This window comes from Sphingobacterium sp. UBA6317 (assembly GCF_002440385.1).
GTDB lineage: Bacteria > Bacteroidota > Bacteroidia > Sphingobacteriales > Sphingobacteriaceae > Sphingobacterium > Sphingobacterium multivorum.
In genome coordinates this window covers 60,715-85,877 of sequence record NZ_DJTD01000016.1, presented here as the reverse complement: position 1 = coordinate 85,877, position 25,163 = coordinate 60,715, and the positions used below count along the sequence as shown (strand labels likewise).

At 37.6% G+C, this 25,163-nt stretch carries 22 protein-coding genes and 1 pseudogene; 18 read left to right on the top strand and 5 right to left on the bottom strand.

Going from position 1 to position 25,163, the window contains the following annotated elements:
• The first annotated feature begins 164 nt into the window (after window positions 1-164).
• The 16 genes and pseudogenes from B3E92_RS04655 (at window position 165) to B3E92_RS04580 (ending at window position 14,654) form a co-directional block, all read left to right on the top strand.
• Window positions 165-503, top strand: a complete 339-nt coding sequence (locus tag B3E92_RS04655) for a hypothetical protein (RefSeq protein WP_078702693.1) — start codon at window positions 165-167, stop codon at window positions 501-503.
• 20 nt (window positions 504-523) lie between these two features.
• Entirely contained in the window at window positions 524-1,228 is a 705-nt protein-coding gene (locus B3E92_RS04650; protein ID WP_072996032.1) for a peroxiredoxin family protein, read from the top strand.
• Window positions 1,229-1,238: 10 nt separating this feature from the next.
• Window positions 1,239-1,709, top strand: a complete 471-nt coding sequence (locus B3E92_RS04645; protein WP_221405645.1) for a thioredoxin family protein — start codon at window positions 1,239-1,241, stop codon at window positions 1,707-1,709.
• A gap of 16 nt (window positions 1,710-1,725) precedes the next feature.
• A pseudogene (locus B3E92_RS04640) lies at window positions 1,726-2,490 on the top strand (SDR family oxidoreductase).
• A gap of 159 nt (window positions 2,491-2,649) precedes the next feature.
• On the top strand, window positions 2,650-3,483 hold the full coding sequence (locus tag B3E92_RS04635; protein WP_286895565.1) for a helix-turn-helix domain-containing protein: 834 nt from the start codon (window positions 2,650-2,652) through the stop codon (window positions 3,481-3,483).
• A 31-nt stretch (window positions 3,484-3,514) separates the two neighbouring features.
• The gene (locus B3E92_RS04630; protein WP_070562137.1) at window positions 3,515-4,057 is read left to right on the top strand and encodes a carboxymuconolactone decarboxylase family protein; all 543 of its coding nucleotides are present in this window, start codon (window positions 3,515-3,517) and stop codon (window positions 4,055-4,057) included.
• A 30-nt stretch (window positions 4,058-4,087) separates the two neighbouring features.
• Entirely contained in the window at window positions 4,088-4,738 is a 651-nt protein-coding gene (gene msrA, locus B3E92_RS04625; protein ID WP_245795778.1) for a peptide-methionine (S)-S-oxide reductase MsrA, read from the top strand.
• Window positions 4,735-5,262, top strand: a complete 528-nt coding sequence (gene msrB / locus B3E92_RS04620; RefSeq protein ID WP_286895562.1) for a peptide-methionine (R)-S-oxide reductase MsrB — start codon at window positions 4,735-4,737, stop codon at window positions 5,260-5,262. The genes msrA and msrB overlap by 4 nt, the downstream gene beginning before the upstream one ends.
• 62 nt (window positions 5,263-5,324) lie before the next feature.
• The gene (locus tag B3E92_RS04615; protein ID WP_286895561.1) at window positions 5,325-7,328 is read left to right on the top strand and encodes a protein-disulfide reductase DsbD family protein; all 2,004 of its coding nucleotides are present in this window, start codon (window positions 5,325-5,327) and stop codon (window positions 7,326-7,328) included.
• Between the two features lie 53 nt (window positions 7,329-7,381).
• Window positions 7,382-8,224 carry an RteC domain-containing protein gene (locus tag B3E92_RS04610; RefSeq protein WP_286895560.1) on the top strand — a complete coding sequence of 281 codons (843 nt, stop codon included), beginning with the start codon at window positions 7,382-7,384 and terminating at the stop codon, window positions 8,222-8,224.
• Window positions 8,225-8,343: 119 nt separating this feature from the next.
• The gene (locus B3E92_RS04605; RefSeq protein WP_286895559.1) at window positions 8,344-9,189 is read left to right on the top strand and encodes an RteC domain-containing protein; all 846 of its coding nucleotides are present in this window, start codon (window positions 8,344-8,346) and stop codon (window positions 9,187-9,189) included.
• Between the two features lie 248 nt (window positions 9,190-9,437).
• Window positions 9,438-9,791, top strand: a complete 354-nt coding sequence (locus tag B3E92_RS04600; RefSeq protein WP_072996044.1) for a helix-turn-helix domain-containing protein — start codon at window positions 9,438-9,440, stop codon at window positions 9,789-9,791.
• Between the two features lie 26 nt (window positions 9,792-9,817).
• Window positions 9,818-10,108, top strand: a complete 291-nt coding sequence (locus B3E92_RS04595) for a helix-turn-helix domain-containing protein (RefSeq protein WP_286895557.1) — start codon at window positions 9,818-9,820, stop codon at window positions 10,106-10,108.
• Between the two features lie 98 nt (window positions 10,109-10,206).
• Entirely contained in the window at window positions 10,207-11,682 is a 1,476-nt protein-coding gene (locus tag B3E92_RS04590; protein ID WP_115169400.1) for a DUF3945 domain-containing protein, read from the top strand.
• A gap of 6 nt (window positions 11,683-11,688) precedes the next feature.
• Window positions 11,689-13,773, top strand: coding sequence for a type IA DNA topoisomerase (locus B3E92_RS04585; RefSeq protein WP_115169399.1), 2,085 nt, complete (start codon window positions 11,689-11,691; stop codon window positions 13,771-13,773).
• Window positions 13,773-14,654 carry an ORF6N domain-containing protein gene (locus B3E92_RS04580; RefSeq protein WP_115169398.1) on the top strand — a complete coding sequence of 294 codons (882 nt, stop codon included), beginning with the start codon at window positions 13,773-13,775 and terminating at the stop codon, window positions 14,652-14,654. Before B3E92_RS04585 ends, B3E92_RS04580 begins: the two co-directional genes overlap by 1 nt.
• A gap of 8 nt (window positions 14,655-14,662) precedes the next feature.
• On the opposite strand, the gene B3E92_RS04575 is transcribed toward B3E92_RS04580, so the two are convergent.
• From B3E92_RS04575 to B3E92_RS04565, 3 genes are all read right to left on the bottom strand, one after another.
• On the bottom strand, window positions 14,663-15,142 hold the full coding sequence (locus B3E92_RS04575) for a DUF6265 family protein (RefSeq protein ID WP_115169397.1): 480 nt from the start codon (window positions 15,140-15,142) through the stop codon (window positions 14,663-14,665).
• A gap of 4 nt (window positions 15,143-15,146) precedes the next feature.
• Window positions 15,147-15,632, bottom strand: coding sequence for a VOC family protein (locus B3E92_RS04570; RefSeq protein WP_115169396.1), 486 nt, complete (start codon window positions 15,630-15,632; stop codon window positions 15,147-15,149).
• Window positions 15,633-15,695: 63 nt separating this feature from the next.
• Window positions 15,696-16,517: an AraC family transcriptional regulator gene (locus B3E92_RS04565; RefSeq protein ID WP_115169395.1), complete on the bottom strand. Its 822-nt coding sequence runs from the start codon at window positions 16,515-16,517 to the stop codon at window positions 15,696-15,698.
• Window positions 16,518-16,682: 165 nt separating this feature from the next.
• Here B3E92_RS04565 and B3E92_RS04560 point away from each other — a divergent pair, with 165 nt between their 5' ends.
• Together B3E92_RS04560 and B3E92_RS04555 are read left to right on the top strand one after the other, a co-directional pair.
• Window positions 16,683-17,120 (top strand): DUF1896 domain-containing protein, encoded by a 438-nt coding sequence (locus B3E92_RS04560; RefSeq protein ID WP_115169394.1) that lies wholly within the window; start codon window positions 16,683-16,685, stop codon window positions 17,118-17,120.
• The gene (locus B3E92_RS04555; protein ID WP_286895556.1) at window positions 17,107-22,515 is read left to right on the top strand and encodes an N-6 DNA methylase; all 5,409 of its coding nucleotides are present in this window, start codon (window positions 17,107-17,109) and stop codon (window positions 22,513-22,515) included. The genes B3E92_RS04560 and B3E92_RS04555 overlap by 14 nt, the downstream gene beginning before the upstream one ends.
• A 2-nt stretch (window positions 22,516-22,517) precedes the next feature.
• Here the strand turns inward: B3E92_RS04555 and B3E92_RS04550 are convergent, their stop codons facing one another.
• Window positions 22,518-23,348: an RteC domain-containing protein gene (locus B3E92_RS04550; protein WP_032131832.1), complete on the bottom strand. Its 831-nt coding sequence runs from the start codon at window positions 23,346-23,348 to the stop codon at window positions 22,518-22,520.
• A gap of 77 nt (window positions 23,349-23,425) precedes the next feature.
• A complete protein-coding gene (locus tag B3E92_RS04545; protein ID WP_283416138.1) occupies window positions 23,426-25,162 on the bottom strand; it encodes an ATP-binding protein in 1,737 nt (578 codons plus the stop codon).
• Between the last annotated feature and the right edge of the window lies 1 nt (window position 25,163).

Here is a 25,163-nt window from a genome sequence, read left to right as displayed (position 1 = left end):
AAATTTATTTAGGACACATGTGCTCCCAAATCAATAATTTTTTCGAGTTAAACAGATAGATACCGTAAATCGGGAAATTCAGTCATATGATAGGGAAATTTGGACATCAGTATAACTAATATCATCAAATACCTTTGTTTTATAAAATTTTAACAGAATAATTTATGAGACACAAACAATTTGGGTGGTTATCACTTTTGGGACTATCATTAGTTTTAGCATCATGTAGTAAGGACGATGATGGCATGATGGAAATGTCATCATCGTCAACGATTACAATTGAAAATGTATTGGACTCCAGACCTTTAGTTGAATCAGGAACATTTAAAAATAATGGCGGTTCTCCTCTAATTATGCCAGGAGAATCAATTTCAATTCAATTATATGCAGGTAAAGGACAGGCTGTATCATTTGCAACAATGTTAGGTGATCGTACAATAAGCAACTTATTACATGCCGTAACACAAGTACCGGTAGATTTTCCTTTAGCAAAAAACATTTAATCACACTTCATTAACTAAAAATGGAAAGTATAACACAAAAAATAAAACACATTATGAGCATACTTGGTCTGCTTATAATGGTTAGTCAGGCCAATGCCCAAGGACAACAAAAGAACATGATGGACCATAAAGAAAAAAGCCAGATGGAAATGGGGAGGATGGCTATGGGAGAGAATATGTATCCTCAAAAAGCTGAGGATATCAGCCCACTTTTGGCAGGAGAGAAAATACCTATGGTAACGTTGATGAATCAGCAAGGGAAAATTGTCGATTTAAATAAAATGGTAGCTGAGAAACCTACTATCTTAGTTTTTTATCGGGGTGGATGGTGTCCATACTGTTCTAAACAATTATCTGGATTACAAGAAATATCAGGCGATCTGGAAAGAATGGGATATCAGTTAATTGCAATAAGCACCGATAAGCCTGAAGGTTTAAACGCTTCAATGGATAAAGCAAGCTTAGAATACACATTGTTGTCAGATGCAGATCTGGCAGTTTCTAAGCAATTCGGCATCGCGTATAAAGCCCCTAAAGGTTATTGGGATTTTCTCCCTAAGTCTACTGGCGGAAAAGACATTGATTTGTTGATACCTGTTCCATCGGTATTTATATTAAGCAAAAATGGTGAAATAAATTTTGAATACATCAATCCAGATATTACAAAAAGGTTAAAGCCTGAATTATTAAAGGTAGTAGCACAAACAATATTTAAAGACTTATAAAACAGAAACGATGTTAAAAACTAAGAAAAGAGTAATGACTTATACGATGCTAATTTTTGCATTGGTGTCTTTAGTAAGTATGTCATTTGCCCAAAATAATCCAAAAGCCGGTATGAAAAAGGAAAGTCAGGAAATTGACTTTACTAATGGGAAATGGAGCGAAATTGCTGCAAAAGCAAAAAAAAGTAATAAATATATTTTTGTGGATGCTTATACAACTTGGTGCGCGCCTTGTAAATTACTGAAATCTAAAACATTCAAAGAGAAAGAAGCAGCAGTGTATTTTAATAAAAATTTCATTAATGTGACCATTGATATGGAGAGTGGTGAAGGTATTGCATTAGCAGAGAAATGGAAAGTGACAGCATATCCAACATTATTATTCTTCACTCCACAAGGTAAATTAGTGATGACAAAAATAGGATTTGTCAATGGAAAGCAGTTGATAGAATTTGGTGAACAGGCTTCAAAGAAAAAATAACTGAAAATATAAAGACATGAAAAATTGGAATTTAGAAGGGAAAAAAGTAGTAATAACGGGAGGTTCCAAAGGGATTGGGAAAGCAATAGTCACAGAGTTTGCGGAATTAGGAGCCGAAGTATTGTTTACTGCACGCGATAATGAGGAGGTCATTAAAGTAGAGAGTGCTTTGAGAGAGCGAGGATTAAATGTATATGGTATGTCAGCTGACGTAACTAGTACAGATCATCGTTTGAGAATTAAAATGTGGGTAGATAAAAAATGGGGTAAATTAGATGTGCTGGTCAATAATGCTGGAATTAATATTCGTAAACCAAGTAACGAATATGAAGAAAGAGAATACAGATCTGTATTTGAAGTAAATGTGTTAGCCCCATTTGAATTAAGTAGAATTTTATATTCAAGCCTTTTGGACGGGGCAGGAAGTGCGGTGGTCAATATTGCGTCTGTAGCGGGAATATTGGATGCTAGAACTGGTGCTCCTTACGGAATGTCAAAGGCAGGGCTAATTCAATTGGGAAGAAACCTAGCGAATGAATGGGCAGAAGATAAAATTAGAGTAAATACGGTATCGCCATGGTTTACCGAAACACCAGCAACAAAAAATGTATTGGCAGATGAACAAAAATTAAGTGCAATAACAAACAGAACCCCATTGCGACGCGTGGCCTAAGATGTAGAAATAGCAGCGGTAGTTGCTTTTTTAGCAATGGATAAGGCATCGTATGTGAGCGGTCAAAATATTGTAGTGGACGGAGGTGCGACAGCAGCAATTTTGTAAGATATATAAGAACATATAAATGTGAAATGAGAGGGTGTCTTATGATGTAGTGTAAGTATGAGATAATTGGGGAAACGTGATGGATATTATAAGGGAATAAAGAGGGAGAAAAATTAAATTAGTATCCACTTAAAAACGATAAAATAAAGGCAAATCAATATGGTAAGGGAATACGAAGATAAAATAACTTCAGCAAGATTCGTCATGCATGTGAACAGTGATCAGTTAAAAGGAGCAGGACTTCGTAAGCCAACAGCACCTATCAACACTTTTGTTTATAATAAAGGTTCTAAGCAAAAAGTAAAAATTGATGAAATTGACTATGAAATGCCCGAAAGGTCTTTATTACCATTAGTATCCAATCAAAATTTCACATTTGAAAAACCAGATCAATTAATTGCCTGGCAGTTTAACAGAGAGTTTTATTGCATAGTAGATCATGATGCTGAAGTAGGTTGCGTTGGTTTTCTATTTTATGGTATTGAACATCCTATGTTTATTAAATTAAATGAGGATGAGAAAGAAGAAATGCGATACTTAGAAAAAATGTTTTCTGATGAATGGTTATCGCAAGATAATTTTCAAGGAGAAATGCTTAGGACTTTGCTGAAACATCTAATAATTAAAACGACCCGTACTGCAAAACAGCAAAGTGAATGCTATTCAAAATTTTCAGATGAAAAACTTGATATGATCAGAAAGTTTGCCTTATTACTGGAAGAAAATTTTAAAAAGGAACATGGAGTGAAATTTTATGCAGATGCGTTAAATAAATCACCAAAAACTTTGAGTAATATTTTCGCGATTTTGAGGCAACCTGCTCCATCAAAAATAATACAAAATAGGATTATCCTGGAAGCAAAAAGATATCTGCATTATACCGACAAAACGGCAAAGGAAATTGCATACGAATTAGGTTTTGAAAGTCCGGCACATTTTAGCAGATTTTTTAAAATGTATACCGGTACAAACATCTCCAAATTTAGAGAATAAGAGTCTTAGTTAAAAAAATGAAGATATAACAATGTTAACAATAGAAATACCCGATAATAAGGAAGTTAGTAAAAAAAACAAGGAGTTCTTGAAATACTTCAAAGAGCGTTTAGGGAGTGTCCCTAATCTTTATGCGTCGATGATGCATTCAGAAAATGCATTAAGTAATTACTATCAATTTCATACTAGAAAGGTTTCTTTGTCAAAGCAAGAATGCGAAGCGATTATGTTAGTGGTTTCTCAAAAAAACAATTCTTTATATTGTCTAAGTGTCCATACTATGATCGGAAAGCTAAATGGTTTTGATGAAGATCAAATATTACAGCTTCGTCGGGGGAATGCTGAATTTGATAAAAAATTAGATGCGCTGGTAAAATTCATTAAAAATGTAGTTGAAGAAAAAAATAGGATTAGTGTGCAACTGCTTCAACAATGTTTTAAAATGGGCTATAATCATGAAAATCTGATTGATGCGTTGCATGTCGTAGGTGATAGTTTCATCACAAACTTCACAAGCAAAGTTTTAAATGTGCCAATAGATTTTCCTTTAGCTAAAGAATTAAAAGAACACTAGGAAATAGGGCAATACTTAAAAACTTGGTTATTGGCATTGGTCGAAATACCCTTGGTTTCCTGTGGTCAACAGAAAATCAATAAAAAAATAGGAAAAAAAGAAGTCGAAAGAAAGGGAGTCATGGAAATAGATAGTAAAAATTGTGAAATTGCCACGTTTGCTGCCGGATGTTTTTGGTGTGTAGAAGAACAATTCAAACTACTAGAAGGGGTGGAATCTGTAACCTCTGGATACACTGGTGGTCATCAGAAAAATCCTAGCTATAAAGAAGTAAGTACTGGTATGACCGGGCATGCAGAAGCTTGTAATATAGTCTATGATGCTGAAAGAATATCATATAAAGAATTATTAGGAGGTTTTTTTGTCGCGCATGATCCGACCCAATTAAATAAACAGGGAGACGATATTGGAACACAATACAGGTCCGCTATTTTTTACCATGATGAAAGTCAAAAGAAATTGGCTGAAGCTATCATTGCTGAATTGAATATTGAACAGGTTTATCCAAAGAATATAATAACCGAAGTAACAACTTATGGAGAGTTTTACAAAGCAGAAGATTATCATCAAAATTATTTTGAGAATAATCCAGAGGCCGCGTATTGTCAGAGAGTGATTAAACCTAAGCTAGACAAGTTTAAAAAAGTGTTTAAGAATAAAGTTAAACCGAAATATAAATGAAAAGGATATTGATATTAATTGGATGCATGTTTTTCTTAGGTAGTTGTTATGCGCAGGAAACGAATAAAGGTATAAGTCAGGAACATATGGAAAATCCCTATTATTCCAGAACCGATAAAAAAAAATTAAATATCAGTAATGCAGAATGGAAAAAAGTCTTAAATCCACAGTTGTATCAAGTTGCAAGATTACAGGCTACTGAACAGGCATTTACTGGTAAATATTGGGATAGTGAAACGAAAGGCACCTACTATTGTGCGGTGTGTGGAAATAAACTTTTCCGTTCAGATGCTAAATTTTCAAGCAGTTGTGGGTGGCCTAGTTTTTTCGAACCCGTTAAAAACAGTGTCGTCTATAAAGAAGATAATTCACATGGCATGCATAGAACAGAGGTTGAATGCAATCGTTGTAATTCGCATCTCGGACATATCTTTGATGATGGCCCCGCCCCTACATATAAGCGTTACTGTATGAATTCCATTTCAATGGATTTTGAGCCTGATACGCTTAAAAAAGACAGATAAGCTTCCTCTAACATGGGCCGAAAACAGCCCAACATTATTTTAATAAACTTACAAAAATTATCATGAAAAAATGGTTATGGGTCTTGCTATTGTTCCAAATAACAAACTTACAGGCTCAGATAAAGGAAGTTGTTAAGTGGGATTATAAAATTAATAAAATCGCAGACAATGAATATGAGGCTGTGTTGAAAGCACAGATAGACGAAGGTTGGCATCTTTACTCTAAGGATTTACCAAAGGATAGCGGTATACCAACAAAAATGAAAATTGTTAGTAATAACGTTGAATTAATAGGAGACGTAAAAGAGCTGGGAAAAAAAACAGAAGAGTTCAGTGAAGCATTTGGTGTTCAAATAGTATATTTTGCCGATTCTGTAAGATTTATTCAAAAATTCAGATTAAAAAGTAACGGAATCAATCCCAAGATAGCTACTGAGATTATTTTTCAGGTATGCAACGATAAAATTTGTTTAGCTCCAAATACGATAGAATTTGAGGAAATAGTAAATGCAAAAAATGATTTGGAAACAAAGTCCAAAATCATAGTAAGTGAAATGCAAGATTCTGATTTAGCTCATCTGCAAAGTGACATTAAGGTCAATACATTAGATTTTAAAAATCCCCTGGTAGATTGTGGTAATGAGCAAGTCACAGAAGAATCTGGTAATTGGCTGGTATTGCTATTAGGATTCCTAGGAGGATTAATAGCGTTGTTGACACCATGCGTCTTCCCTATGATTCCACTGACAGTTTCTTTCTTTACAAAAAATGCTACTGATAGATCTAAAGGAAAACGGAATGCACTGATTTATGGCGGGTTTATTTTAGTCATCTTTTTAGTACTAAGTATTCCTTTCCATATTTTAGATGGTATCAGTGGAAATGTTTTCAATGAGATAGCAACAAATATATGGTTGAACTTAGTGTTCTTTGTTGTATTCTTATTCTTTGCATTAAGTTTTTTTGGATATTATAATATAACGTTACCGACTTGGATTGTCAATAGATCCTCCCAAGCAGAAGAAGCTGGGGGAATTGTAGGGATATTTTTTATGGCATTAACACTAGTAATTGTTTCCTTTTCGTGTACCGGCCCTATCTTAGGTAGTCTTTTAGGCGGAGTTGCTTCTAGTTCTAAAGATGTCCCAACGTTACTGTCATTTGCTCTTGGAGGATTTGGACTTGCCTGGGCATTTGTATTTGGATTTTTAGCTTTATTTCCGCAAGTATTATTATCACTTCCAAAATCAGGAAGCTGGATGAATACATTAAAAGTATGTCTGGGCTTTATAGAAATAGCATTAGCATTAAAATTTTTATCAAAAGCGGATTTAGTTTCCAAGACTTTTTTGCTAAAGAGAGAGGTATTTATTGCACTGTGGATTATAGTAACAGTGGGTCTAGTTTTGTACCTGTTTGGTAAAATCCGATTCCCACATGATGATAAAAATGAAAAGATAACAACTGTTAGAAAAAGTTTTGGGATCGCAGGTATTTTGTTTGTATTGTATTTGATACCGGGCTTATTACACTCAGAGAAACCACGTTTATCTTTACTAAGTGGCATTCTGCCTCCTTTAAATGTAAGCTTCTATACTTCCCCAGAGGACGGCATTTTTGGAATACATCCAGAACATGATTATTATGAAGCTATTAAAGTAGCAAAAGAAAAAAATAAACCTGTTCTTATAGATTTTACCGGATACGGGTGCGAGAATTGTCGTAAAATGGAGGAATTTGTTTGGAGTGAACCAGATGTTTTACCTCTAATTCAAAACGAGGTTGTATTGGCTTCCTTATATGTAGATGATCGCGAAGAGTTACCAAAAGAACAACAAAGATCAATTGATATGGGGAATGGACAGAAGAAAAAAATTAAAACAGTTGGAGACCAATGGTCTATGTTTCAACAAATAAACTTTAACAATAATTCGCAACCACATTATGTTATGGTAACACCAGATGGAAAAGTTATTAACTCCCCTATTTCAGGCTATATGTCAAAAGATGATTTTAAAAATTTTCTAGAATGCGGGATACAGTATTATAAAACCAGCAAAAAATAAAATAAAAAACAATCAAATTAAATCAAGCCTAATTGAAAAAATAAAAAAATTCTGTGAGAGACTTTTATTGTAAAATTATTCGAGAACTTGAAGAGGAAATTGGTATACGCTATATTGATAATGGTGACCAAATAAGTTTATGCGAGTCTATGATTGAAATTACCTTACAAAAATTGACGAAACTAAAGCGATTTATTAACGAAAATGAGTTCAAGACAATCGAGGATGAAATTATCTTTTTTAAAGAATTGAAACCCAAGATTGTTTCAAAACTTATTTATTACAATGCGATCTACAAAATAGAGATGAAAAAGCCTCATGGAGGCCAACGAATAATTAAAAAATATCTGAATAATGAATTGGCGAAATTAAAGCGGTTTTTCGATAATAATCTAGAGTTTTATAAATACTATCGAACTAATAGCACGTATCTCGATGAGAAGTATTTTGTGAGAGGAAAATTTGATATTAAATTGAGTTTAGACACATTTTATTTCGAATCAGATCATAGTTTTTCAACTTCTCATGATTATAAGGTAGCTAAAGTTATTGCAAATGATTTAATAGAAGTATATCTAGAAGATCAGATATTAAACATGAATAAATTTTCTAGAGCAAAATCCAAAGAAATACGTAGTTCATTATTAAAATGGACTGCAAGCAAAACATCCCTAATAGAATTAATCTATTCGTTGCATGCTTTCAAAGCTTTTGATGACGGTAGTTCCGAAATAAAGGTTATTGTAAGAATATTTGAAAATACCTTTGGAATTGATTTAGGCGATTTCTATCATACATATTTGGAGCTAAGAAATAGAAAGAATAATCGAACAAAATTTTTAGATCTTTTGAAAGATTCCTTAATAAAAAAAATGGAAGAACAAGAAGGAAAATAAAAAAATATCACCCAAGTTACCCCCAACTGTGGGGAATTTATCGCTAGAATTCATAAGGTTTGTGATTTAATTGAAGAACACTTTCTGGAAAGTCAAACTGTTCTAAAAAATCATGAGCTATGAAAAATTCTCTACAAAACATTCTTTTAGAGATACACAACAAAGAGGATAAGATTTCATCTCAGAGCAAGAGCCTGCTTGATGAAGCTTACGAAATGATCCTGTATCTCCAAGATATTTTATTTTCAGTCAAAAAGTCAATTACCCAAAAGGGATTTAATGATGAAGCTGAAGAAATCAATTTCTTCCGTACCATAAAACCTCAAATACTTGGCAAACTAATTTATTACAATAAGGTTTATCGTATAGAGACTACTTGTCCGGTCAGTAATGGTAAAATGTATTATAGTTATTTTTCTAGCCAATTGGCAAATCTTAAACGGGAGTATATTGAACATATCTGCAATGCCGATTTTTACAGGTATTATCGTTCGGGACGAATTGATCGAGATGACATTTATTTCAAACGTGGCAATATCAATTATCATGATGGACTAAACAGCATTGTATTTGAAATAGATCCAGCATTCTCAACCTTCTTCGATTACAAAGTTGCAAGGATTATCGCTAATGAACTGCTCTACACTTACCTGCTTACCAAAATCAATCCTGATGAAAGTCTAGATACGAATTTACAAAAAACCGAAAATTCAAAAGATATATTTTGGACAGATAGCAAAAATGCACTCGTCGAATTGATTTATGCCCTATATGCTTCGGGTGTGATCTCTCACGGTAAAATTGGAATCCGAAAAATCAGTCTGATGTTTCAGGTGCTTTTCCGTATTCCGCTTAGCGATTTGCATCATGCGTTTCACCGGATGAAAACCCGTACTGGTTCAAGAACGGCATTTTTAGACCAGCTCAAAATATCCCTCGAAGAATATATGGATAAAGACCTTTAGCTGTTTTAATACAGTAATTTCAAAGCAGTACACAAAATGTACTGCTTTTTTTTGCCCATATCTGCCAATTAGCAAATGTCGGCAATTCCCTGTTACAAAATACTCAAAATGCCTGAACTCCTTATTAAACAAGGGTTTTTCCTAATTGTAAAAAATTTCAAAAAACCGCCAAACCAATTGGCAAGGCTTGGCAGACAAACACTGCCACTCTAAACAATTTTGCATAGTGAACTTTAAAAAGCTGTGCAATGAAAATAATAACCATTGAAGAAGAAGCGTGGCAACAGCTCAACAGCCGTATTAATGCCATTGCCGACTATCTGAAAAGATTGGATGATACGGGGTATGATGACCTGTGGCTCAATAACCACGAGGTATGCCAATACCTGCACATCAGCGAAAAGACCTTGTGGCGTATGCGAACCAAAGGCGAGATTGCTTATTCAAAAATCTACGGTCAATATTTCTACACTATTGGAGCAATTAAGGATATGCTCAATGCCAATGCCATACAGAGCAGTGATCAGTTTGTGCAGGAGCTTATGGCAAAAGGCAAAAGCTATATCGAAAAAGGCAGAAAGCTAAAGACAGACAAAAAATAGGTATGAACCCCTAAAAGTATATCCCTATGAATATTGACAGAATGGAATTTTTAGCGTGGATGGAACGCCTGATGGGTCGTCTTGATATGCTGGGCGACAATATAAATGAGTTGCAAAAGAAACGCAATAGTATAGACGGCGAGGAATTGCTCGATAACCAGGATTTACTTCAAATGCTTAAAATCAGTAACCGTTCCCTGCAACGGTATCGCTCTATTGGGAGGCTGCGCTATTATACCATAAGCGGAAAATTGTATTACAAGCTATCCGATGTACATCAGTTCATTAGAGAGAGTTTTAACCCACCCTCAAAATGAACGCCAATGAAAGACAAAGACTGCCTTTGAGTGCCACATTGGGCAATACAGCCAACGCTTAATTTACATTCGGCGGTAAACTTTAAATTTTTCAGATTATGAGCGAAGAAACAACAAATAAGCAGGAAATGCCTGAACAATTATCGGACATATTATTGGTGCTGGATAAAGAAAAAATGAAAATCCAAGCCGTAAAGAGTATTGACGAGAACGGGAAAATGGAAACCGTTGAACCCACGAAGAAAAACCAAAACCAGTTTATGCGTGTGGACAAAAGTGGCGATTTCTTTTCCAATTTCTTCTCCAATTTTTTCAGCCAGTTAAAGAACCCTACCAATTTTTCATTCTTCAAAGTGCCTGCACCTGTCGCAGTTGAAAAAGCACAGGAAATGCAAAAGCAGGTTGATAAGCCCACTCCCGAAGGAGAAAAAGTGATGAAAGAACACGAAGTAAAAACAGAACCGCAACAGGATAAAAAACAAGAAAATCAAAATAATATGGCAACAACACAAACAACACCGGAAGCGAGCGAATACCGCTACAAGCCGGAGCAGATTGATTGGGACACAATGAACAATCTCGGATTAAGTAAGGAATATCTTGAAAAGAGAAACCTGCTTGAACCTTTATTGAAAGGTTATAAAACTAATGAACTCTTACCGATTGGTGTTAACCTCGGTGGTACTATTCTCCGCACGGATGCCCGCCTGTCTTTACAGCAAGCCGAAGACGGAAAAGTTGTAGTAGGAATACACGGCATCAAAAAAGAACCCAACTTGCATTTTGAATTTTTCGGACACAAGTTTACGGATGAGGACAAAAAAAACCTGCTCGAAACAGGCAATATGGGGCGTGTAGTTAACCTGACCAACACCAAAACGGGCGAACTGATGCCGTCGATTATCAGTATAGACAGGCTGACAAATGATGTAATTGCGTTGCGGACGGATTTCATAAAAATTCCCGATGAAATTAAAGGCGTGAAACTGAACGATGAGCAAAAGCAAACTTTAATGGAGGGTAAACCACTAAAGTTAGAGGGTATGATTTCCACCAAAGGAACGGAGTTTTCGGCAACGGTACAGTTCAATGCAGACAAGCGTTATGTTGAGTTCCTGTTTGACCGCAATAACTCCAACAGGCAGACCCAAAGCAATGGGCAAACTCAAAACAACGGACAAAGCAATCAGCAAAGCCAGCCGCAGGAAGCTCCAAAAACATTCAGGGGCAAAGAACTGACCGATGAGCAGCATAAGGATTTCAAAGCCGGGCAAACCGTTTACATTGACGGATTGAAAGATAAGAAAGGACAACCGTATCAGGGTTATATCACTTTCAACAAAGAAACCGGAAAAACTGATTTTGCCTTTCCAAGCCAAGTTAAGGCACAGGCAAAACCTATCGAAGCCCATAAAACACAAACTGCCGTCAATTCAGAGGGCAAAACCAACGAAGCGACCAAAAACATCAAAGAGCCTTTGAAGTCGGGGCAACAAAGACCGAAAAACAAACAACAGCAGGAACAACAGGAAAAGCCGAAAGCTCCTGCAAAATCCAAAGGCGTAAAAAGGTAATCAAGTATGAAAACAATCATTGCAGAAAAACCAATCGTAGCAAGGGAAATAGCCGGACTTGTGGGAGCATCCAATAAAAAGGACGGCTACCTGACAGGTAACGGCTATTTTGTTACGTGGGCATTCGGTCATTTGATAGGATTGGGAATGCCCGAAGATTACGGGGTTTCGGGATTTGATAAAGCATCATTGCCAATGCTCCCAAACCCGTTTTTGCTGACCGTCCGGAAAGTGAAAAAAGACAAAGGTTATACAGCGGATACGGGTGCATTAAAGCAACTGAAAGTCATCGAACAGCTTTTTAACCGTAGTAACAGCATCATTGTAGCCACCGATGCGGGACGTGAGGGCGAACTCATTTTCAGGTACATTTATGAATACCTGAAATGCAACAAGCCTTTTGAACGGCTTTGGATTAGTTCGCTTACCGAAAAAGCCATTAAGCAAGGGTTTGATAACCTCAAAGATGGAAAACAGTTTGATGGATTGTACCAGGCGGCACAAGGCAGAAGCCGTGCCGATTGGCTCGTGGGCATCAATGCTACACAGGCGTTGAGCATAGCCGCAGGAAATGGCATTTATTCGCTCGGAAGAGTGCAAACGCCTACACTGGCTTTGATATGCAAACGCTATTTGGAAAACAAAAATTTCTCGGTAAAGAAATACTGGCAGATACAGTTATCGCACAACAAAGAACTGATAGATTTTAAAAGCCTTTCCAAAACCAAATGGGAAGACCAAAAACTTGCCGATGATACGCTGAAAGCCATTCAGCGAAGTAAAACGGCAACGGTTACATCGGTGGAAACCAAAAGCATTACAGAGCAACCGCCTCTATTGTTCGACCTTACTGGCTTGCAAAAAGAAGCCAACAAAAAGCTGAACCTTTCTGCGGAAGAAACGCTCAATATTGCCCAAAGCCTTTACGAAAGGAAGTTTATCACATACCCACGCACCGGAAGCAAGTACATTCCTGAAGATATGTGGGCAGAAATCCCCAACCTCGTAAGGGCTTTGCAGGACAGCGAAACCTGCAAGCAAGCCGTAGGGAAATTGAAATGGGGACGGTTCAATAAACGTATTGTAAACGATTTGCGTGTTACCGACCACCACGGATTATTGATTACTGATAAAATCCCATCAGCCCTGAACGCAAAGGAAAACTCCGTTTATGATATGATTGCCTTTCGATTGCTCGAAGCCCTTTCACAAGCCTGTATCAAAGAGATAACCGATGTAGGTTTACAAGCGTTGCATTATGATTTTACAGTAAAGGGTTGTAAGGTTATAGAAGCAGGCTGGCGTTCCATCAAAGGTAGTTTTTCAGATGATAATACCGAACCTGTACAGGATTTGCCCGAACTGAAAAAAGGCGATGAACTAAAAATAAAAGAAGCCTCCGTTTTGGAAAAGAAAACCAAACCACCAGGGCTTTATACTGAAGCAGGACTTTTGTCGGCTATGGAAACTGCCGGAAAGGAAATCGAAAATGAAGATGAACGCAAGGTTTTACAAAACATCGGTATTGGTACTCCGGCTACCAGATCCGCAATAATAGAAACCCTGTTTACCCGCAACTATATCCAACGAGAAAAAAAATCCCTAATCCCTACCGAAAAGGGATTGCAGGTGTACGAATTGGTCAAAGATCGTAAAATTGCGGATGTGGCAATGACCGCCGAATGGGAATTGGCTTTGCAAAAAATCGAAAATAACGAAGCAGATGCAGAGGCATTTCAAAAAGAAATGGAAACTTACGCCTCATCTATTACCAATGAATTGTTACAAACTTCCATTGCACAAAACAACCTGCCTAAATTGGTTTGCCCGAAATGCAAAAGCCAACAACTCATTATCCGTGATAAAATAGTGAAGTGTCCTGATGAAGTTTGTAATTGGTTACAGTTCCGCAATGTGTGTGGCGTACAAATCGGCTTAGCCGATATTGAAAACCTTGTCAATAAAAAGAAAACTTCACTTATCAAAGGAATGAAAAGCAAAGCCGGAAAGAAATTCGATGCTTATATCGTGTTGAATGAGGATTGCAAAACCTCTTTTGAGTTTGCCAAAAATAAAAGCTACAAAAAGTAATGGAAAATAAGCCTACCATTAGCACAAAGGAAATCAGAAATCTGATTTATTCCATACGTGGAAAGCAAGTGATGCTGGATAGCGACCTCGCTTCCTTATATCAAGTGGAAACAAAGAACCTCAACAAAGCAGTAAAAAGAAATATTGAAAGGTTTCCCGTTTCTTTTTGCTTTCAACTGACCGAAGAGGAAGTTGAAAACTTGAGGTTCCAAATTGGAACCTCAAGTTTAAGCTACGGTGGAAGACGGTATTTGCCCTATGTTTTTACTGAACAAGGGGTTGCAATGGCTTCTGCCATACTCCGTTCAGATATAGCGGTTAAAGTCAGTGTTGAAATTATGGAAGCCTTTGTAGAAATGCGACGAATGCTTATCAGCAACGCTTCTTTATTTCATCGTTTGGATAAGATTGAATTGAAGCAGTTAGAAGCCGACCAGAAATTTGAGGAAATCTTTAAGGCTTTGGAAAGCGATAAACTCCATAGCGAAAAAGGTATTTTCTATGATGGACAAATATTTGACGCTTATACCTTTATTTCTGATATTATCCGAAGTGCCAAAATTTCAATTATACTCATTGATAATTATGTTGACGATACAGTCCTCACATTGCTTGGGAAGCGTGAGCAATCAGTAACTGTAAAGATTTATACTAAAAATATCAGTAACCAATTACATCTTGATCTGCAACGCTACAACAGCCAATATCCTGCTATTGAAATTGAGCTCTTATCTGATGCTCATGACCGATTTCTGATTATTGACCATACAGAACTTTACCACATCGGGGCATCACTCAAAGACCTGGGCAAAAAATGGTTTGCCTTTTCAAGAATAGATATTGAGATTGGCAGGATGCTACAAATCTTAAATAACCAATAAAATTTACTTTATTTCACTCGCTTCATTGAAAAAGTTTGCTTACGCTCCTGTTCGTTTTTAGTTCCTGATATTTCAGCTACTAAAGTGTTCGTGTCAGTGTTGGTATAAGAAATGATTTGCGGAAAGTCGTGTTGCAGATTTTCAAATATCATTTGATTTTCCGAAATGAGTTTGGCTGTAAAACGTACAGGTAAACCATCATTCTGATTTTTGACTGTCGGAATATAAAACAGCACTTCTTGCTCTTGCACCAATCGTATGGTTTCAAAAACAATGGTGTCTTTGTCTTTTACGATATAGCTCATTCCTGAAAGTTCATTGTCGCTTATTTTTTTCCACGTTTCGTAAATAGTACCTTTCAGGGTCTTGTTCTCCCAAGTTCCGATAAGCCATTGTGTTTTTTTGATGTCATCTGTCTGTTTTATAGTCCAAGCACAAATCAAGAGCAAACCGATAACAGCGATAAATAGTTTTGTTCCTGTCTTCATCGTTTTACTGTGCTGAATGTAGTCCCAATTTGTTTCCTTCCGTGTCAATGAATAAAGCGAAGTAGCCCATTTCAGGACTGATTTCAGTTTTTGGAACGATTACTTGTCCGCCATTTTGTGCAACTTTGTCAAGCATTGGTTGCAAGTCGTTACCTGCATTGAGATAGAGAACAGCACCGTCTGTTGTTGGTTTGTAATCGTTACCTTTTACCAAAACCACGTTTACCGTACCTTCGTCGTTCGGTAAAACACCCATTTGATTTCCGTCCATTTCCATTTCTTCAATAGCAATGCCTAAAACAGTTTGATAAAATTTTACTGCTCTTGCAAAGTCTGTTACCGAAATTTCTACAATTGAAATTAAGTTGTTCATATCATTTACTTTTTTAGTTTGTATATTTTCTGCTTTTTCTTCTTTGTTTTTTGTGTCGTTGCAAGCCAAAAAGCCAATTGCAATCAGCATTACAACACTTGCTATAATCCTTTTCATCTTATGAATTTTAATGCAAAGTTAAATTGCGTGAAACTCACGAAATAGTAAAAATACGACACACTAATCGTTCGTGTAAAAAAGAGAAGATAAAATCATTTGTTCTTTTCCAAGAAACTCTTTTGGCGTTATACCCGTAAATTCTTTGAAGTCTTTAATGAAATGGTTTTGGTCATAATACTCGCTTTCGTAAGCAATTTCGGTAAATGTTCCCGTCTTTTGGTTGAGCAGTAGTTTTAAGGCGGTTTGCAATCTGACAACCTTTCCTAACTGTTTTGGGCTCATTCCGATTTGTTTCAAAAATTTCCTTTCGAGCTGTCTGCGTTTCGATAAGTCTTCTTTTAAGATAGCTTTGATTGGCGAACTTCCGCTCGTTGCAATAAGCGTGTTAACGGTTGATTTTACAATACTGTCAATTGTAGATTTTTCGTTGAGTTTGTCGAATAGAAAAGTTTCGATTATCTCAATTCTTTGTTGTGTGTCGGTTGCGTGAATGATTTTTTGCTCCAGTTCATTGGCTGTTGATTGCCCGAAAAGTTCAGCTATTGGTGTTTCTTTGTTTTCTAAATTTTTAAGAGGTGTTTTTATAAAGTTGGCAACTCCATAAGGATAAAAACGAGTTGCAAAACAGTGAACATAACCGAAAGGCTGGATAATGAATGGTTCGGTGATTTGCCCTACGACTATTGCTCTTGGCTGAATAATAAATTCATTTTCAGAAGTATATCGTTTTATGTCATCTCCCAATATAAATATCAATTCCATACAGCCGTCAGGAACAATCCTTTGTTTTTCTGAACTGTATTCGGCAGGCACTTCCAATGTCCAATAACATTTGATAAGTGATGTTAAGTCTTCACTTGGTTGATAGGTTTGATAGTTCATTGTGTTATTGTTTATACATCATTGCAAAATTAATAAATTAATCCGCCTGTATTTTTAATTACGCCAAATCCTGCCATTCAACGCCAAACCATTCAACTTCCATAAACGCTTCTGCGATCGGCCCTAAATTTATGGTTCAGGTAACAATTCTAAATAAAATTCTATATGGATACACAACAAAAAGACCTATCGTATTTCAGATTACGACTACGGGAACTACTGTATGCCAGTTTTCCTGAAAAGGCATACGACAACAAGTTTATAGAACAACGTTCATCGTGGGCTGCCAATGCTTATGAAGGTGCTTTTCGTTCAGGAAACTCCATCGACCAGTGCGATGAGATCGCTAACTACATCCTGTTTGAAGGCTTACACTTCTCCAGGTTCGACACCATTTTTCAGGTGGTATGCAATGAGTTTGACACCATAATGGCAGACGAGGAACTGCGACCATTCGCACTTAAAATGCTCCCTGTTTGTGAGCCTGTTTTCTCCAGCTATGAACTAAACGATGACTTCGCAAACGGTCCTGAGTTTGACCTGCTCTATACCGAAATAACCGGAACCATCGCAATCTGGATAGAGGAAAATGGGCTTCAATAAACGCCAACATCTCCAACTGAATATTGATGCCCTGCGAATTGCTTTTAAACTGGAAAAGGAGAAACGACAAGCCACCGTAGGCGAAAGACTGCTAATGATGCAATACAGCGGATTTGGTGGTCTTAAATTCGTGTTGAACCCCATAGCGAACGAAATAGACATCAATCATTGGAGAAAAACAGAACACGACCTTTTCCCGATTACGCAGGAACTCCACCAGTTACTCAAAGAAAATTCAGAAGACGAAAAGCAATACCGCAGGTATGTGGATAGTATGAAAAGCTCTGTTCTGACGGCTTTTTATACACCGCCACAGGTAATAGATGCGATTTCCGTAACCTTGCGTGAAAGCGGTCTGAACATTGATAAATTCCTCGAACCATCCGCAGGTATCGGCTCATTCATACAATCCATTTCAGAAAATCGAAAAGCCAGTGTTACTGCCTATGAAAAGGATTTGCTCACAGGCAAGATTTTAAAACAGCTTTATCCCGAAAGCAATATCCGTATAAGTGGTTTTGAGGAAATTCCTGAAAAGGAACAAAACAGCTATGATGTTATTGCCAGCAATATACCGTTTGGCGATACTTCCGTTTTCGACCTTTCCTATTCCCGAAACAGGGATAGCGCAAAAGTACAGGCTGCCCGAAGCATACACAATTACTTTTTCCTGAAAGGTGCTGATATGCTCCGTGAGGGCGGTTTGCTGGCTTACATTACTTCGCAGGGCATTCTGAATAGTCCTAAGAATGAACCCATACGCAGGGCGTTGATGCAGGATAATAATTTGGTTTCGGCTGTTCGCTTACCCAACAACCTGTTTACGGAATATGCAGGTACGGAAGTCGGAAGCGACCTCATTATACTGCAAAAAAATACGGCAAAACAAAATCTGACCGAAAGGGAAGATCTGTTTTGCCGAAGCAGCCAAACAGAATACAATACACCGGGCAATGCACTCTTTCAGGACAGCACAAGAATTGTGCATACCGACCGTAAATTAGATACCGACCCTTACGGGCAACCTGCCCTAATCTATACGCATAAAGGCGGCGTTGAAGGGATTTCCAAAGACCTCAAACAAATGCTTTCCGAAGATTTTGGCAAGCACCTGAATTTGAATTTATACAAAGGCGAACGGGACGATGAGCCAGTTATCCAAATTCCAGTTGAACCAAATGTTACACCTCCAGTTATTGAGCCTGTAATCATTCAGCAAAAACCGCAACCTGTACCCACGCCCGTAATCCATCAGGAAAGCCCGCAGGAATTAAAGCAACTAAGCATTTTTGACCTGTTTCAAAATATAGACGAGCCTGTAATGGTTCTTGCTCCGCCCAAAAGAACGACAACAACCAAAAGACAAAGCACGAAAAAAAGAAGAGGTACAATAGGTCGCCAGCCCGACCTGTTCAGTAGTGCGATGCAGCAACCTTTTACGCCGCCTGTTACTAATAGAGCCACCAATGGAAATACATCTATCAATGGTAAAAAACAGGAAGCTATCGGCGACCTGTTTTCACAAATAAACGGGAATGGCCAAGCTGATAAGCCAGCCGTTCCCGATACCATTCCCGAATCTGCTACTTATAGTGGCGAACTGGAATCGTACCACCGTAACGATTGCCTTGTTGTGGATAATGGTTGGGTCGGTCATCTGCAAGATGTAGATACATCAGACGGTATGGCAGTTTTCCACCCTTTGCAGCTACCACCTTTACAAAGAGCAAGAGCCGAAGCGTATATCGGGGTGCGTGATGTTTACCAAGAGCTTTACACCAAAGAGGCACAGCATCAGACTGAATACAAGGAAGAAAGGGAAAACCTTAACCGTTTATACGATGCCTTTGTTAAAAGATATGGCAACCTCAACAGTGCCGATAATATCAAGCTCATTAAAACGGATAGTTCCGGTAAGGAAATCCCTTATTTGGAGCGTGTTGTTGGTGGCGTAACCCACAAGGCGGATATATTCAGCCGACCTGTAAGTTTTTCTACCGCAACCATAGCAACGGACAATCCCGAAGAAGCATTAGCGGCTTCGCTGAACAAATACGGAAGCGTGGATTTGGACTATATGTCCGAAATCAGCAGTATGACCGATGATGCTTTGAAAGCAGCTTTACACGGTCGTATTTTCTACAATCCTCTACAACGGGAATATGAAATATCCGAACGCTGGATTGCTGGCAACGTAGTGGAGAAAGCCGAGGAGGTACGAACCTACCTCGAACGCAATCCCGATGATATCGAAGCCAAAGCAAGCCTTACGGTTTTGGAAGAAGCCCGACCAAGACGTATCGAATTTGAGGAACTCGATTTTAACCTCGGCGAACGCTGGATACCCACTGGCATTTATGCCCGTTTTGCTTCACATCTTTTTGATACGGATGTACTCGTTCATTACTCTGAAAGTTCGGATGACTTTTCAGTAAAGTGCGAACGTAAGAATTTGCATATATGGGAAAAATACGCTGTCAAAGCAGAAAGCCGGACGTTTGACGGGATTGCCCTGCTCAAACACGCCCTTGTCAATACCACGCCTGATATTACCAAGAAAATTAAGGTTGACGACCAAGAGGTCAAAGTGCGGGATATGGAAGCCATACAAATGGCGAACACCAAGATTGACGAAATCCGTACCGCTTTTACCGAGTGGCTACACGCCCAAAACGATGAGTTTAAAAACAGGCTGACCGACCAATACAACGACACTTTTAACTGCTTCGTCCGACCGAACTATGACGGAAGCCATCAGGACTTTCCGGGCTTAGACCGTAAGGCATTGGGCATTGAAGATTTGTATTCCAGCCAAAAGGACACGGTTTGGATGATAAAGCTGAACAACGGTGCTATCTGCGACCACGAAGTAGGTGCAGGAAAAACGTTGGTTATGTGTACGGCTGCACAGGAAATGAAGCGTTTGGGACTGGCACACAAACCGATGATTATCGGGCTGAAAAGCAATGTTCACGAAATTGCCGAAGCCTACCGCACTGCTTACCCACACGCTAAAATCCTATTTCCGGGTAAAGAGGATTTTACACCTCAAAAACGCCTACGGATTTTCGGGGATATTAAAAATAACGATTGGGATTGTGTAATCCTCACACAAGACCAATTCGGAATGATACCACAATCGCCCGAAATACAAAAGGAAATACTCGAATTAGAATTGGACAGCGTAGAGCGAAACCTCGATGCATTGCAATCGCAAGGCAAGGAAGTTACCAGAGGTATGCTTGCCGGAGTAATCAAGCGGAAAGAAAACCTCGAAGTCAAACTCAAAACCCTGCAACACGATATTGAAAACCGCAAAGATGATGTGGTGGATTTTAAGATGATGGGCATAGACCATTTGTTTGTGGACGAAAGCCACCAATTCAAAAACCTGATGTTCAACACAAGGCATACAAGGGTTGCCGGCTTGGGCAATGTGGACGGCAGCCAAAAGGCATTGAACCTGCTTTTTGCTATCCGCACCATTCAGGAACGCATCAATGCAGATATGGGAGCCACTTTTTTGTCAGGAACAACCATCAGTAATTCCTTAACCGAATTATACCTCTTGTTCAAGTATCTGCGACCACGAGCAATGGAAAAACAAGGTATATATTCCTTTGATGCTTGGGCAGCCATTTATGCAAGAAAAACAACCGATTATGAGTTTTCGGTAGCGAATAATATTGTAGCAAAAGAGCGGTTTCGTTACTTTATCAAAGTGCCGGAGCTGGCTCAGTTCTATTCTGAAATTACGGATTATAGAACAGCAAAAGATATTGGGATTGACCGCCCGAATAAAAATGAAATCCTGTACAATATTCCGCCAACACCTGATCAGGACCATTTCATTCAAAGCTTAATGCAGTTTGCAAAATCGGGTGATGCGACTTTATTGGGTAGAGCTCCTTTAAGTCCGACAGAAGAAAAAGCAAAGATGTTGATTGCTACCGACTATGCCCGTAAGATGTCACTGGATATGCGAATGGTAAGCAGTGCGTATGACGATCATCCCGACAATAAGGCTTCGCATTGTGCGATGAACATTGCCAATTATTACAACCAATACAACGCACAAAAAGGTACACAGTTTGTCTTTTCTGATTTGGGAACCTACAAACCAAATGAATGGAATGTCTATTCCGAAATCAAACGCAAATTGGTAGAAGATCATAACATTCCCGCACATGAAGTCCGCTTCATTCAGGAAGCGAAAACGGATAATCAACGCAAGGAACTCATTAAAGGAATGAACGAAGGTAAAATCCGCGTGTTGTTTGGTTCTACGAGTATGTTGGGTACAGGTGTGAACGCACAGAAAAGAGCGGTAGCTATTCATCATCTGGATACACCTTGGCGACCGAGCGATTTGGCTCAACGTGATGGTCGGGCTATCCGAAAAGGCAATGAAATTGCCAAGTTCTTTGCAGATAACAAAGTAGATGTGGTGATCTATGCCGTAGAAAAATCGTTGGATAGCTATAAGTTCAATCTGCTGTACAATAAACAACTTTTTATTGACCAGTTAAAAAACAACAATCTCGGTAAGCGAACGATTGACGAAGGTAGTATGGACGAAAAATCAGGCATGAACTTTTCGGAGTATGTTGCTATCCTTTCGGGTAATACTGATTTGTTGGATAAAGCCAAAATAGAAAAACAGATAGCAGGATTGGAAAGTGAAAAGCAAGCGTTTAACCGCTCCAAGTCAAGTGCTAAATACAAATTACACGATTTTACAGAAATGCTTCAAAGTGCAGAATCCCGAGTTAACCGTATGAGCCTTGACTGGAACAATCTGCAACAACGGGTACAAAAACGTTCGGACGGAGCTATTGTAAATCTAATTCAATTAGACGGATTATCGCCGAATGCTGATGTCAAACAGATTGGAGCAAAACTCAATCAAATAGCAGATAAAGCCCGAACGGGTGGCGATTATCAGGAAATAGGTAGTTTGTACGGTTTTCAGTTATTGGTCAAAACTGAAATGTCCGAAAAAGAAGGTATGGATATTCGGGTAAACCGCTTTTTAATACAAGGCGAAGGGAATATAAAATACACGTTTAATAACGGAATCATTGCTAAAGATGAAAAACTGGCGGCTATGAATTTTTTAAACGCACTGGAAAAACTACCAAGCTATATTGAGCAGGAAAAAAAGAAAGTTGCAGAGATACAAAAAGACCTGCCTGTTCTTCATGAAGTAATCAATGGAACCTGGTCTAAAGAAAACCGATTGAGCGAACTTAAAACGGAATTGGCTTCCGTTGAACGAAAGATACAGTTGTCTATTACGCCCGAAACTAAAGAAGAGCCTACAGAACAGAAAGAAGTTCCGCAGGCGATTGTTCAGTCAAGGGATAGCCATTCGGCTAGACAGGGTTTAAGATAATTCTACTTTTCGTCCTGCTCGTTCATTTTTTTTGTCAACCCTTCACGTAATGCGTCAATAAATTTGGTACGGTTTATTTTTCGAGATTTAATTTCCATAAACGTATGGTAAAAATCACCTAATTCGATATTGAAAATGCTTTCAAAATACTTTGCAATATGCTTTACATCTGCATTTCCATTTTCGAATACTCCTTGAGAGTGCAATGCATAAATTAACTCTATTAATGCAGTTTTACTTGAGGTCCAATTTAAATTTGAATGATTTATTGGTTTGCTCCTTTTTTGTAAGTAGGAAAGCCGATCCTCCAAATAGACTTGTATTAAATCATTTGCCAAAATTTTTGCAACTTTATAATCGTGGGATGTTGAAAAATTATGATCTGATTCAAAAAAATATGTGTCAAGGCTAAGCTTGATATCATGTTTACCCCTTACAAAATATTTTTGATCCAAAAAAGTGCTATTCGTTCTATAGTATTTATAAAACTCCAAATTATTATCAAAGTATTTTTTCAGCCTTATTTGTTCGTTGATAAGATACTTTTTTATTAATTTATATGAGCCGTGAGGTTTTTTCGATTCAATCTTAAAAATAGCATTATAGTATATTAATTTAGACAAAATATCTGGCTTCAGTTTTTTAAAGAAATATATTTCATCTTCTTCTTTGTCAAATCCTTTTTCCAGAACATATAGTTTAACTTCCTTAAGATAATTTAGGATGAGAGAAACGGATGCCTCTGCCAGTTGGATTGGTTCATCAAACTCAATTTTATATACTTCAATTCGTTCATCAAGTTCTTTTAGTTTATCTCTATAAAATTTATGCATTTGAAAAATATGATAAAAGTGTCAACAACGAACTAAATTATATTAGCTCGAACACTTAAATTATTGGTATTAATATGTTAGAAGTGTTTATCTATGGAATTTAGCGTAAAGCAAAAAGTACTACCAGCACCATACTCACTCTCTACCCAGATTTTTCCTCCCTGAGCTTCAATAAACTCTTTGCTGATACTTAAGCCTAAACCAGTACCTTCTTTTTTGGTGCCGGGAATGCGGAAATAACGTTCGAAGATTTTATTCAAAAATTGAGGTTGTATGCCTTGACCCGTATCTGTTACAGAAAATCTTATTTGATTTTCTGTCTTTTCAACTTTGACATCAATTGTAGCATTCTCATACGAATACCGAACGGCATTGGAGATGAGATTGGTAAGAACCCATGCCGTTTTTTCACTATCGGCAGCAACCAGTGTATTATCCTCTATATCAACATCGATTTTAATATTCTTGTACTCAGCAGCAGATTTATTTGCGTTAACAGCATATTCAATCATAGGCTTTATTTCTGAACTAATTAAGTTTATTTGAATAGCCCCACTTTCAACCTGTGTGATGTTTAGTAGTTCTCCGGTAATTCTTAAAAGGCGGTCAGCATCGTCTTTTATACCATTAACCAGTCCTTTTTGTTCCTCATTTAAGTGACCTGTCTTTTCATTCTCCAGAATTTGAATACCTAACTGTATCGACGCAATAGGTGTTTTAAATTCATGGGAAACAGTTCCCATAAAATTGGTCTTTGCCAGATCCAGTTCTTTAAATGGTGTGATATTTCTCAGAAGAATAACCTGACCTATAAATTCACTGTCTGCTTCTCCGGTTGGAACGATGTTGATATCCACCACCTCTTTTTCAAAGTAGCTTTCCTTTCTGTCTGCATAAATCTTTAATTGTTCGGATTTAGCATTTTCGGGCTTTGGAAGAAAAATATCCTTGATAATACTTCTAATTAAATCATTGGTAACGGCTACATCCTGTATTTGTTTACCAATGAATTCTTCTTTTTTTAGACCACAAATATTTAATGCCTCTTCATTAGCGAAAAGCACTTTTTTGTTTTCATCGATACCGATAACTGGATCATGAAGATTATCAATTAACGTTTCAATTCGTTTTTTACCTTTTAGGATTTTATCGAGCTTACTCTCGGAATATTCTTCCAGCTTCTCCGCCATCGTATTGAATGATTTTGCCAAGTCACCAAACTCATTATGGCTTTCAAAATGCACCCTCTTTTTATAATTCTGCCCGGCTATTTCTTTTATACTATCGGTTAATTCCTTAATCGGGTTGGCTATATTAGAAGGCAAATTGACCAGTAAAATAAATGCAATCAGGAAGCAAAGTGAACCAGTAACTGAAATGATGACAATTGCTTTTTGAGCTGTATCATCGGCTATATCACTTTTTCGGTTGATCGCCTCCATATTTAGACGCATTAACTCCGTGATGTCTTTCCTTATGGATGATATAACTATAGAATCTTCGGGGTTTTCTTTTAAATCTTTAAAATGTTTAACGATAAGATTGGTAGCTTCGATTTCTCCAATCTCAGTTACATTCTGCTTTTGCAGATCGAGATTTTTTTGAAAAGTATCTACAGCGGATTTGTCTGAACGAACATCTTCCAAAGACAACAGCATGTTGCGGGCATACTGTAAGGTATTGTAATTGGCAACTAAGATATTATTAGTGTCTTTTTTCAGTTGGTTTACATACCAGCCACTAACAATTGCCAGTGCCAGTATCAGTAAAAATAGAGCACCAACTCCAACCGTTAATTTTGCTTTAATTCTCATT